The following is a 12,577-nucleotide window of genomic DNA, read 5'->3' as shown; positions in this document are numbered from 1 at the left end:
CTCTGTTCGGACTAGTGATAACCGTCTTCTGCGGTGACTTTGCCGCGGAACACGTAGTAGCTCCAGAAGGTGTATCCCAGGATGAACGGGATGATGAACAGCGTGCCGACCAGCATGAAACCCTGACTTTGCGGCGGCGCGGCGGCGTCCCAGATCGAAACCGACGGCGGAATGATGTTCGGCCACAGGCTGATACCGAGCCCGCTGTAACCCAGGAAGATCAACAGCAGGGTCAACAGGAACGGCGTGTAGTGCGCGTTGCGCGCCACGGCCTTGAACAGCCCGTACATGGTCACCAACACCAGAATCGGTACCGGCATGAACCAGAACAGATTCGGCATGCTGAACCAGCGATGCGCGATGTCGGCGTGCGCCAGCGGCGTCCACAGACTGATCACACCCATGACCACCAGCACGGCCACGGCCAGAGGGCGTGCCAGGTCATGCATCGCCTTCTGCAGCGAGCCTTCGGTTTTCATGATCAGCCAGGTGCAGCCCAGCAGTGCGTAAGCCACGATCAAAGCCAGACCGCAGAACATCGGAAACGGCGCCAGCCAGTCGAGCGAGCCGCCTGCGAACTGGCGGTTCACCACCGGAATACCCTCGATGAACGCGCCCAGCGCCACGCCCTGAAAGAAGGTCGCAGCCAGGGAACCGCCGATAAAGGCCTTGTCCCACAGGTGACGTTTCTCTTCGGTTGCCTTGAAGCGAAACTCGAACGCCACGCCACGGAAGATCAGGCCCATGAGCATCAGCATCAAGGGCAGGTACAGCGCCGACAGCACAACCGAATAGGCCAGCGGAAACGCGCCGAACAACGCCGCGCCCCCTAGTACCAGCCAGGTTTCGTTGCCGTCCCAGACCGGCGCGACGGTGTTCATCATCACGTCCCGGTCGGAACTGTCTTTCATGAACGGGAAAAGAATCCCGATACCCAGATCAAAGCCGTCCATCACGACATACATCATGATGCCGAAGATGATGATGACGGCCCAGATCAGTGGAAGATCGATACCCATGGCTTAATTCCCCTTGCCGAGCGCGTCAACATTGTCGCCATCGTCTGCGCCTTCAACGGCGGCAGAGAGCGGACGGGCCGGTGTACGTTTCTGACCGGGGCCACCTTGTGGCACATGCTCGACGTACGCTTTCGGGCCTTTGCGCACCAGACGCATCATGTAACCCAGCCCCGCACCGAACAGCACGAAGTACACGACCACGAACAGCACCAGGGTGATGCTCATCTGCGCCACGCTGTGGTTGGACGACGCATCGGCGGTGCGCATCAGGCCGTAGACGACCCACGGCTGGCGGCCGATCTCGGTGGTGAACCAGCCTGCAAGGATTGCTACCAGACCCGAAGGCCCCATCCACAACGCCAGATACAGGAACGCACGTGACTGATAGAGCGTGCCACGCTTGCGCAGCCACAGGCTCCAGAGGCCGGTCAGAATCATCAGCATGCCCAGCGCAACCATGACCCGGAACGACCAGAACACGATGGTCGAATTCGGACGGTCTTCAGGTTTGAATTCCTTCAGCGCCGGGACTTGCTTGTCCAGGCTGTGCGTCAGGATCAGGCTGCCCAGATAAGGAATTTCCACCGCATACTTGGTGCGCTCTTCCTTCATGTCGGGAATGCCGAACAGAATCAGCGGTGTCGGCTCATCGCCAACGTTTTCCCAGTGACCTTCAATGGCGGCAATCTTGGCTGGCTGATGCTTGAGCGTATTCAAGCCGTGGAAGTCACCGACGACGGCCTGAATCGGCGCAACGATCAGTGCCATCCACATCGCCATCGAGAGCATCTTGCGCACTGCGGGCGTGTCGCGGCCACGCAACAAGTGCCAGGCAGCCGAAGAGCCGACGAAGAACGCTGTCGCGACAAAGGCAGCAATCGCCATGTGCGTCAGGCGATACGGGAACGACGGGTTGAAGACCACGGCAAACCAGTCGGTCGGAATCACACGGCCGTCGATGATTTCAAAGCCTTGCGGGGTCTGCATCCAGCTGTTGGACGACAGAATCCAGAAGGTGGAGATCAACGTGCCGATGGCGACCATGACCGTGGAGAAGAAGTGCAGGTTGCGTCCGACACGGTTCCAGCCGAACAGCATCACACCGAGGAAACCGGCCTCAAGGAAGAACGCTGTCAACACCTCGTACGTCAGCAACGGTCCCGTGACCGCGCCTGCGAAGTCGGAGAAGCGGCTCCAGTTGGTGCCGAATTGATAGGCCATGACCAGTCCGGACACCACGCCCATGCCGAAGTTGACGGCAAAGATCTTGGACCAGAAGTGGTACAGGTCGCGATACACATCTTCGCGGGTCTTCAGCCACAAGCCTTCGAGCACAGCCAGGTAACTTGCCAGACCGATGGTGATGGCAGGAAACAGGATGTGGAACGAAATCGTGAATGCGAACTGAATTCGGGCGAGATCGATAGCCTCCAAACCGAACATAAGTGTTCCTCTCTCAGGTGAAACCGACTGCTGGCAGCGAACCGGCAGTGAATACCCCCACGGTTATGGAGTGTTTATCTTTCTATTTGTTCTGATGACCGTCGCAGGGATTGGCGGGTTGACTCACATCTGCGGTCATTGCGCGATGACACGGGTCAACCGGCAGGTAAAGAGTAGTCCCATTCAGCCACTTGAGCCGTGTGGTCTTTTGTCGCGTGGCGGGATGCCTCACCCCAGACAGCGGGAGGCCTCTCGGTGACTTCAACGTAGGTCTTCGACATAGGGCTGCGACGCAGCACTTGAAGGGGCCATGGGAGTGAGCTTGCTCACGAACGGGCCGGTACATCCGCTCACTGTCTGGCGTCTGTCCGGCCGTCTTCGCCAGAACGCTCGCTCCCACGAGGATGTCGCATCGACAGGCTTACAACAGCTTGTCCAGGGTAATCGGGAACTCGCGTACCCGCTTGCCAGTAGCGTGGTAAATGGCGTTGGCAATCGCTGCCGGCACACCCACGATACCGATCTCGCCGACGCCCTTGGAACCCAGTGCATTGACGATCTCGTCGTTTTCTTCGACGAACAGCACATCAATGTCGCCGATATCAGCGTTAACCGGAATGTGATATTCCGCCAGACTGTGATTCATCGGCCGACCCAGTCCATGATCCAGCATGGCTTCCTCCTGCAAGGCCATGCCCATGCCCCATACGACGCCGCCCAGAATCTGGCTGCGGGCCATCTTCGGATTGACCACGCGACCGGCCGCGACCGCACTGACCACCCGATTGACCTTGATGGTGCCCAGGTCCTCGTCCACCAGCACTTCGACGAAGACTGCCGAGTGGGTAGCCGCCGCATAGGCTTCACGCTTCTTGTCCGGTTCGGCATCGACCTGGACTTCGATCACACCACTGGCCTGAGCCGCCGCCAGTTCGGCCATCGGAACGACCTGATCACCCAGCTGCAGGCTGCCCGACTCAAACCGCACCTCATCCAGTGTGATCGAGGCGTACTGCGGATACCGACCCTTTGCCACTTCCAGCAACTGACGCTGCAAGGCCTGACACGCCTGCTGCACTGCTGTGCCGACGGACGATACGGTGAACGAACCGCCTTGCAGCGGAGCGGTCGGCAGCGACGAGTCACCGAGCAGGAACGTGACATCCTCGACCGCCAGCCCCAGGGTTTCGGCCGCAATCTGGGTCATGACGGTATAAGTACCGGTGCCGATGTCAGTGGTCGCACTGCTGACCACCAGCTTGCCGTCCGAGCCGAGGCGCGCCTTGGCGCTGGCTTTCATCTGCATGGCTTCCCAGACACCACCGGCCATGCCCCAGCCGACCAGTTGGCGGCCTTCACGCATGCTGCGCGGTTCCGGGTTGCGGCGCTCCCAGCCAAAGCGCTCGGCGCCCTGTGCATAACACTCGCGCAGCTCCTTGCTGGAATACGGCTTGTCTTCGTTGCCGTTGCGCTCAGCAAAATTGGTCAGGCGCAAGCGCACCGGGTCGATGGCCAGCGCACACGCCAGCTCATCCATCGCACATTCAAGCCCGATCATCCCCAACGCCGCGCCCGGTGCACGCATATCCAGCGGCGTGAACACGTCCAGCGGCACCAGCTTGTACGTTAATTGCACGTTGTCGCACTGATAGAGCATGCCGCTCCATTCCACGACGTGCTCGGTGAAGTCTTCGAAGCGCGAGGTCTGACCAATCGCCTCATGCCCGATGGCCAGCAAGCGCCCGTTGGCCGCTGCGCCCAGACGCAGGCGCTGCACCGTACGCGGGCGATAACCGAAGGTGAACATCTGCTGACGCGTCAACGTGACCCGCACCGAACGCTTGAGGTGCAAGGCGGCCATGACGGCCAGCGGCAATTGGTACTGCGGACGCAGGCCAGAACCGAAGGCGCCACCGACAAAGGCAGCCAGCACACGGATCCTGTCCTTTTCGAGGCCGAAGACCTTGTGCAGGTAGTCCTGACAGTTCTGCGTGCCCTGGGTCTTGTCGTGGATCTGCAGGCTGCCGTCGGCTTGATACAGCACAGTCGACGCGTGCGGCTCCATCGGGTTGTGGTATTCGCTGGGCGTGCTGTAGGTCGCATCGATACTCAGAGCCGAGCCAGCCAGCTCAGCCTCGAAGTTGCCGCGTGGCTTGGGCAGCTCGGACGACACGTCGTGAGCCTGCCCCAGCGCGGCCTGCAAGTCGGTCTGGTGCGCCTGCTGATCGTATTCGATACGAATCAGCGACCCTGCATGCCGGGCCATTTCCAGGGATTGAGCCACGACCAGCGCCAACGGCTGGCCGCTGTACAGCACGTTATCGTTATACAGCGGGCGAAACGGCGAACCGTCCGCCGAGTCGGCGTCCTCGTAGTTCTCGTCGTAACTGGCCAGTGAAGGACGATTGGTATGGTCCAGAATCGCGACCACGCCCGGCACCTTCAACGCGTCGGACGTGTCGATATTCAGCACGCGACCGCTGGCGATGGTGCTGGAAACGACGCTGCCAAACAGCAGGCCGTCTTCCGGGTATTCACCGGCATAGCGTGCGCCGCCAGTGACTTTCAGTTTGCCGTCGACGCGGTCCACGGGCTTGCCCATCGGGGAGAAGGGAATATTCATTGGGCAGTACCTCCCAGTGCCGCGTCGCTCAGGGCGCGAATGATCGCCCGGCGCGCCAGCTTGACCTTGAAAGCGTTGTGCTCAAGCGGCTGCGCGTCAGCCAGCATGGCGTCCGCTGCAGCCGCGAAGTGTTCGCGTGTGGCGGGCTTGCCGATCAGCAACCGCTCGACTTCCTTGTCGCGCCACGGTTTGTGCGCCACACCGCCAAGCGCCAGGCGCGCATCGCTCACCACATCGCCGTTCAGTTCCAGCGCAGCGGCAACAGACACCAGCGCAAAGGCATAAGACGCGCGGTCACGCACTTTCAGATAGGCGCTATGACTGGCAAAACGCGGCGCAGGCAGCTCAATGGCCGTGATCAGCTCATCGTCGGCCAGCTGATTGTCACGCTGCGGCGCATCGCCCGGCAGACGATGAAAATCGGCGAATTCGATGGTGCGACGACCTGCACGGCCCTCGACATGCACCACTGCTTCCAGCGCAGCCATGGCTACACACATGTCAGACGGGTGCGTCGCAACGCAGTCGTCGCTGGCCCCGAAGATCGCATGAATACGATTGAGACCGTCCTTCGCAGGGCAGCCGCTGCCTGGCTCACGTTTGTTGCACGGCACGCTGGCGTCGTAGAAGTAATAGCACCGGGTGCGCTGCAACAGGTTGCCGCCGGTGCTGGCCATATTGCGCAACTGTGGCGATGCGCCAGCCAGCAACGCCTGGCTCAACAACGGATAACGCGCTTCGACCAGCGGGTGCCAGGCCAGATCGGCATTGCTGACCAGCGCACCGATCATCAACCCGCCCGAGGCCGTCTCGGTCACGTCTTTGAGGGGCAGGTCGTTAATGTCGATCAGATGCTCGGGGCGCGCGACATTTTCTTTCATCAGGTCGAGCAGGTTGGTGCCGCCGGCAATAAACCGTGTGGCCGGACCGCTCAGGTCAATGGCGGCGCGAATATCAGCCGGTTTGCTGTAAGTGAACGGATTCATCGGCTCACCTCCTGCGCTTTTGTCGCATCGTGGAATTGCGGCAATGCCTCTTCCACTGCTGCCAGAATGTTGCTGTAGGCACCGCAGCGGCACAGGTTACCGCTCATCAGTTCCTGAATCTCGGCGCGGGTGCTGGCGCGGCCTTCGTTGGCGAGGCCCACAGCCGAGCAAATCTGCCCTGGCGTGCAGTAACCGCACTGGAACGCGTCATGCTTGATGAAGGCTTGTTGCATCGGGTGCAGCGTATCGCCATCGGCCAGGCCTTCGATGGTGGTCAACTCGGCACCGTCGCACATGATCGCCAGTGTCAGGCAGGCATTGATACGCTTGCCGTCGCGCAGTACGGTGCAAGCACCGCACTGGCCGTGATCGCAGCCTTTCTTGGTGCCGACCAGATCGAGCCGGTCGCGCAGCAGGTCAAGCAAGGTGGTCCAGGGCTGTACATCGAGTTGACGCAGTTGCCCATTAAGGGTCAGAGAAATCGCGTGACCTGCGACGTCCTTCGGAATCGGGTTCGGAACATTCATGGCAACCTCACGGTAGGTACTCATTCAGCGCATTTTTATGCGTCTTAGGGGGTACGACTTCGCGTGATTTGCAACGTTCAGGGTTTCTCGGCAGCGATGGACAGGCGTGCAGATCATCCAAAAGCCGCTATCCACGAACACCTATCGTGTTGGGCTGCTGGTATGATGCGCGGCTTTTTCCGACCCGCAACAAATCCTGCGGGCTGCTCAGGCAGTCTGTGCTTTGCTGTTGGAGTCGAATCATTCACGACGCAGGCCGCGTCCCGGAGAGCCCGCCATGCTGGAAAGGCTGTTTCAACTCAAGGCACACAACACCAACGTAAGGACCGAAATCCTTGCGGGCGTCACAACCTTTCTGGCGATGGCTTACATCCTGTTCGTCAACCCGAGCATCCTTGGCCAGACCGGCATGGACAAGGGCGCGCTGTTCGTCGCGACCTGTCTGGCCGCCGCCATCGGCTCGGCCGTGATGGGCCTGATCGCCAACTACCCGATTGCCCTGGCACCCGGGATGGGCCTGAACGCCTTCTTTACTTACACCGTGGTCCTGCACATGGGGCATACCTGGCAGGTGGCGCTCGGCGCGGTGTTCCTGTCGGCGGTGATGTTCTTTCTGCTGTCGATCTTTCGCATCCGTGAGTGGATCATCAACAGCATTCCCCTGCCCCTGCGCTCGGCAATTGCGGCCGGTATCGGCCTGTTCCTGGCGCTGATTGCCCTGCAAAACGCCGGTATCGTGGCCAGCCATCCGGTCACCATGCTCACCATGGGCGATCTCAAGCAGCCCGCCCCGATTCTGGCCACGCTGGGCTTCTTTCTGATCGTTGCGCTGGACAAACTCAAGGTTCAGGGCGCGGTGCTGATCGGCATTCTCGCAGTGACGATTGTTTCCATTGCGCTGGGCTTCAGTCAATTCAGCGGCGTCATGTCGATGCCGCCCTCGCTGGCACCGACCTTCCTGCAACTGGACATTCTGGGCGCGCTGGACGTCGGGCTGGTCAGCATCATCTTCGCTTTCCTGTTCGTGGACATCTTTGACAACTCCGGCACCCTGATCGGCGTCGCCAAGCGCGCCGGGCTGATGGGCAAGGACGGCCACATGCCGAAAATGGGCCGCGCCCTGATCGCGGACAGCACGGCAGCCATGGCCGGCTCCCTGCTGGGCACCTCGACGACCACCAGCTACATCGAGTCGGCTGCAGGCGTAAGCGCCGGCGGACGTACCGGCCTGACGGCCATCGTCGTGGCTGTGCTGTTTCTGCTGGCGCTGTTCTTCGCGCCACTGGCCAGCAGCGTGCCGATTTATGCGACCGCGCCTGCCCTGCTGTTCGTCGCCGTGCTGATGGCTTCCGGCATGGCCGAGATCGATTGGGACGACATCACGGTCGCAGCGCCGGTGGTGATTACCGCGCTGGCCATGCCGTTCACGTATTCCATCGCCAACGGCATCGCCTTTGGTTTCATTTCCTGGACGGCGATCAAGCTGTTGTCGGGTCGCGGGCGTGAGCTGAATGCCGCGCTGGTGATCCTGTCGATCCTGTTCGTGATCAAGCTGGGCTGGTTCAACGCATGAGTGTTCCCTTCGATCCCGCGAGCTACGACCGTCAGTTCGCAGAAAAGACCGTACGCCTGCGCGAGTTGCTGGCGCCGTTCGATGCGCCCGAGCCGCAGGTGTTCGACTCGCCGCGTGAGCATTACCGCCTGCGGGCCGAATTCCGGCTGTGGCGCGAAGACCAGAAGCGTTATTACGCGATGTTCGCGCCGGGCGACAACAAGACCCCGATCCTGCTCGACGGCCTGCCGATTGCCAGCGAGCGCATCAATGCCTTGATGCCGGTGCTGCGCGAGCGCTGGGAAGCCAGCCCGACGCTGAACCACAAGCTGTTCCAGGTGGACTTTCTGACCACGCTGGCAGGCGATGCGATGATCACGCTGTGTTATCACCGCCCGCTGGACGACGCCTGGCAAGCCGAGGCCGAACTATTGGCGGCCGAGCTGAAGGTGAGCCTGATTGGACGCTCCAAAGGCCAGCGGCTGGTCATCGGCCATGATTACGTGACCGAGAAGCTCGACGTTGCCGGGCGTACCTTCAGCTATCGCCAGCCGGAAGGTGCGTTCACCCAGCCTAACGGCACGGTCAATCAGAAAATGCTCAACTGGGCGTACGACGCACTGGGCGAGCGTAATGACGATCTGCTGGAGCTGTATTGCGGCAACGGCAACTTCACCTTGCCGCTGGCCACTCGGGTGCGCAAAGTGCTGGCGACCGAAATCAGCAAGACTTCCGTCAATGCCGCGCTGAGCAATCTGGAAGACAACGCCGTCGACAATGTCACGCTGGTGCGCCTGTCCGCCGAGGAACTGACCCAGGCCCTGAACGAGGTTCGCCCGTTCCGTCGCCTGCAGGGTGTGGATCTCAAGGGTTATGAGTTCGGCAGCGTGTTCGTCGATCCGCCGCGTGCGGGCATGGACGTCGACACCTGCGAACTGACCCGTCGGTTCGAGCGCATCCTGTATATCTCCTGCAACCCGGAAACCCTGGCCGCCAACATTGCCCAGTTGCACGACACCCACCGGGTGGAGCGCTGCGCACTGTTTGACCAGTTCCCATACACCCACCATATGGAATCGGGTGTGTTACTGGTCAGGCGTTAATACTGACGATCGGTGCCCATAAGTTTCCCAGCAGTCACCGCATTATGGGAGGCGGCTTGCCGGCGATGAGGTCCGTCCAGTCGCTGATGAGGCGCTTGAAAAATCGCCTCGCCGGCAAGCCGCCTCCCACAGGTGATGTATTCAGTCAGCGACCTTGGTTTTAGTCCCGTCGAGCGTCTATTCCGGATTTTCATGTAATACCAAGCACGGGCCTGATGTGGTATCGGGCATGTCGTTGGTCAAGCGTTGTGACTGACGCCCGTGCTGCGCTTGTGCATAAGTTTCCCAGCAGTCACCGGATTCTGGGAGGCGGCTTGCCGGCGATGAGGTTCGTCCAGTCGCTGATGAGGCGCTTGAAAAATCGCCTCGCCGGCAAGCCGCCTCCCACAGGTTATGCGCTCAGTTAGCGACTTGGGTTTTAGTCCCGTCGAGCGTCTATTCCAGATTTTCATGCAATACCAAGCACGGAGCCTGATGTGGCATCGGGCGTGTCGTTGGTCAAGCGTTGTGATTGACGCCCGTGCTGCGCTTGTGCATAAGTTTCCCAGCAGTCACCGGATTGTGGGAGGCGGCTTGCCGGCGATGAGGTCCGTCCAGTCACTGATGAGGCGCTTGAAAAATCGCCTCGCCGGCAAGCCGCCTCCCACAGGTTATGCGCTCAGTTAGCGACCTTGGTTTTAGTCCCGTCGAGCGTCTATTGCGGACTTGCGTGCGACGCTGAGCGCCAGGCGTGGAAACGCGCGATAGGCACATCCGGGCCGGACAAGCTGTCAACTTTTTCATTAGCTTCCTATCTATAAGCTAAGGTATAACGCCTACCGCGAATACACTGCTTTGATGGAAGTCTGTCTTGAGCTCTGAATCCCCCGCCGCTTCAACCTCCGTCAAACTGTCCAGCCAGCCTGGGTTCATCAGTTTCATCCTGTCGCGCCTGATGGCGGTGTTCGCCATGCAGATTCAGGCGGTGGTGGTCGCCTGGCAGGTGTACGACATGACCCGTGAGCCGATGGCGCTGGCTTATGTGGGCCTGGCTCAGTTCATTCCCATGCTGTTGCTGCTGATGCCTGCGGGCGATCTGATCGATCGCTACAACCGCAAGGTCATTCTGATGATCAGCTGGGGCGTGCAGGCGCTGTGCGGCGTCATCCTGCTGGTGTTCTCGGCCCTGAATCTGCAAGACCTTCGGTTGATCTACGGCGCGCTGATGCTCTACGGCTGCGCACGTGCGTTCACAGGTCCGGCCCTGCAAAGCCTGCTGCCACAGATTGTTCCGCGTGAACAACTGGCCTCGGCAATCGCCACCAACAGCGTGATCATGCGTTGCTCGACCGTCGGCGGTCCATTGATTGGCGGCTACCTGTACTGGCTGGGTGGCGCAGAGCTGACCTATTCGGTGTGCGTGGCAGCGTTCATTGCCGGGATCCTGTTTCTGGCACCGGTTGCCACGCCTTTCGCAGGCAAGGCGGTCGATCTGGGCGACAGCGCCTGGGGCCGCTTCACCGCCGGGATCGCGTTCATCCGCTCGCGCCCCATCATCCTGGGCACTATCTCGCTGGACCTGTTCGCCGTTCTGCTGGGCGGGGTCGTCGCGCTGTTGCCGATCTATGCTCACGAAGTCCTGAACCTGGGTCCGCAAGGACTGGGCATGCTCCGCGCGTCGATGAGTCTGGGTGAACTGGGGGTCGGCATCTACCTGAGCATGCGACCACTGGATCGCAATGTCGGCATGACCATGTTCATGGCCGTCGGGCTGTTCGGGGTGGCCAATCTGGTGTTCGCCCTCTCCACCCTGTTCTGGCTGTCATGCCTGGCGCTGCTGATCGCCGGGGCCGCCGACATGGTCAGCGTCTACATCCGCTCGGCACTGGTGCAGTTCTCCACGCCGGACAACATGCGTGGTCGGGTCAATGCGGTGAATATGCTGTTCATCGGCTCTTCCAACGAACTGGGTGAGTTCCGTGCGGGCACCAGTGCCTCGCTGATCGGCGCGATCCCCGCCGCGATCATGGGCGGCGTCTGCACACTCGGCGTCGTGGGCGCGTGGATGACCGGCTTCAAGACGCTGCGCCAGGTGGACCGTTTTGCAGACGCCTCACCCAAGCCAGTCGCTGGCAGCGAGCCGCTCAAGGCGCAATGATCACGCCCGCGGTGCCGGTCAGACAAGGCAAAAACAGGCGAGGAACAGCCGGGGTCGCGCTCGACTCTACCGGTTATACATGAGCGTTCCGATCGGACTCGCGCACGAGCCTGTTTTAACGCAGCATCAGCAAGTACGGCCACTTTAGGTACAGCGCTAGAACCAATCGGTCTCAATCACCCTCTATAGGTCGCACCGCACATCGCGCCGTCCGTGTTTCACTTGGCACACACGGGCTGGCGCGTAGCGGTTTCACCAGCGACACTCATTGCACGACAAGAAGAGGGATCCGACATGCTCTGGAAAAAAGGCCGACGCAGCGACAACGTGGTCGATGCACGTGGCGAAAGTAGCGGCGGCGGTGGCGGTGGCATGCGCATTGGTGGCAAGGGCCTGAGCCTGGGCGGCATCGTGATTATCGTTGCCATCGGCTTGCTGACCGGCCAGGACCCGATGCAGATCCTTGGCCAGTTGACCGGTCAGAGCACTCAGCAAAGCGCCCCGGCCAGCCCGCAGACGCATCAGGCACCGCCCGCCAACGACCAGCAGGCCGAGTTCGTGCGCAGTATTCTGGGCGATACCGAAGATACCTGGCGCGCCGTGTTCGCCCAGAACGGTCGTCAGTACAAGGACCCGACGCTGGTACTGTTCAGCGGTCAGGTCAACTCCGCCTGCGGTTATGCGACGTCCGCAACCGGCCCGTTCTATTGCCCGGCCGACCAACAGGTCTACCTGGACCTGGACTTCTTTCGCGAGATGTCGCAACGCTTTTCCGCTGCGGGTGATTTCGCCCAGGCCTACGTGATCGCCCACGAAGTCGGCCACCATGTGCAGACGCTGCTGGGCGTGTCGAGCAAGGTCGATGCCGCGCGCAAAGCCGGGAAACGCATGGAAGGCAACAACGGTTTGCTGGTCCGCCAGGAGCTTCAGGCCGACTGTTTCGCTGGCGTTTGGGCCTATAACGCACAAAATCGTTTGAACTGGCTTGAGCCGGGTGATATTGAAGAGGCGCTGAACGCAGCCAACGCCATCGGCGATGACCGCCTGCAGCAGCAAAGCCGTGGTCGGGTCGTTCCGGACTCGTTTACCCACGGGACTTCAGCCCAGCGCGTACACTGGTTCAAGACCGGCTTTGCGCAAGGTCAAATCACCCAATGCGATACGTTCGCCGCCAAGAGTCTCTAGCA

The 12,577-nt window shown here is 61.0% G+C and carries 9 protein-coding genes; 4 read left to right on the top strand and 5 right to left on the bottom strand.

Annotated elements, in window-relative coordinates:
* Positions 1–11: 11 nt before the first annotated feature.
* The 5 genes from cydB to BUB69_RS16925 form a co-directional block, all read right to left on the bottom strand.
* Positions 12–1,019 (bottom strand): cytochrome d ubiquinol oxidase subunit II, encoded by a 1,008-nt coding sequence (gene cydB / locus BUB69_RS16945; RefSeq protein ID WP_073168747.1) that lies wholly within the window; start codon positions 1,017–1,019, stop codon positions 12–14.
* A 3-nt stretch (positions 1,020–1,022) separates the two neighbouring features.
* Positions 1,023–2,462, bottom strand: coding sequence for a cytochrome ubiquinol oxidase subunit I (locus BUB69_RS16940; RefSeq protein WP_073168746.1), 1,440 nt, complete (start codon positions 2,460–2,462; stop codon positions 1,023–1,025).
* 421 nt (positions 2,463–2,883) lie between these two features.
* Complete coding sequence (locus BUB69_RS16935; RefSeq protein WP_073168745.1) at positions 2,884–5,085, bottom strand: xanthine dehydrogenase family protein molybdopterin-binding subunit; 2,202 nt, start codon at positions 5,083–5,085, stop codon at positions 2,884–2,886.
* Entirely contained in the window at positions 5,082–6,071 is a 990-nt protein-coding gene (locus BUB69_RS16930) for an FAD binding domain-containing protein (RefSeq protein WP_073168744.1), read from the bottom strand. Before BUB69_RS16930 ends, BUB69_RS16935 begins: the two co-directional genes overlap by 4 nt.
* The gene (locus BUB69_RS16925) at positions 6,068–6,598 is read right to left on the bottom strand and encodes a (2Fe-2S)-binding protein (protein ID WP_073168938.1); all 531 of its coding nucleotides are present in this window, start codon (positions 6,596–6,598) and stop codon (positions 6,068–6,070) included. Before BUB69_RS16925 ends, BUB69_RS16930 begins: the two co-directional genes overlap by 4 nt.
* A gap of 277 nt (positions 6,599–6,875) precedes the next feature.
* On the opposite strand from BUB69_RS16925, the gene BUB69_RS16920 reads away from it, so the two are divergent.
* The 4 genes from BUB69_RS16920 to ypfJ all read left to right on the top strand — a co-directional run bounded on the left by BUB69_RS16920 (position 6,876) and on the right by ypfJ (position 12,575).
* On the top strand, positions 6,876–8,171 hold the full coding sequence (locus BUB69_RS16920; protein WP_073168743.1) for an NCS2 family permease: 1,296 nt from the start codon (positions 6,876–6,878) through the stop codon (positions 8,169–8,171).
* Positions 8,168–9,253, top strand: a complete 1,086-nt coding sequence (gene trmA, locus BUB69_RS16915) for a tRNA (uridine(54)-C5)-methyltransferase TrmA (protein ID WP_073168742.1) — start codon at positions 8,168–8,170, stop codon at positions 9,251–9,253. The genes BUB69_RS16920 and trmA overlap by 4 nt, the downstream gene beginning before the upstream one ends.
* Before the next feature lie 850 nt (positions 9,254–10,103).
* Positions 10,104–11,390 (top strand): MFS transporter, encoded by a 1,287-nt coding sequence (locus BUB69_RS16910; protein WP_073168741.1) that lies wholly within the window; start codon positions 10,104–10,106, stop codon positions 11,388–11,390.
* A gap of 294 nt (positions 11,391–11,684) precedes the next feature.
* Positions 11,685–12,575: a KPN_02809 family neutral zinc metallopeptidase gene (gene ypfJ / locus BUB69_RS16905; RefSeq protein ID WP_073168740.1), complete on the top strand. Its 891-nt coding sequence runs from the start codon at positions 11,685–11,687 to the stop codon at positions 12,573–12,575.
* Positions 12,576–12,577: the final 2 nt, after the last annotated feature.

Origin of the sequence: Pseudomonas asturiensis (assembly GCF_900143095.1) — a bacterium.
Taxonomy (GTDB): Bacteria; Pseudomonadota; Gammaproteobacteria; order Pseudomonadales; family Pseudomonadaceae; genus Aquipseudomonas; species Aquipseudomonas asturiensis.
This window is presented reverse-complemented; position numbering and strand designations above follow the sequence as displayed.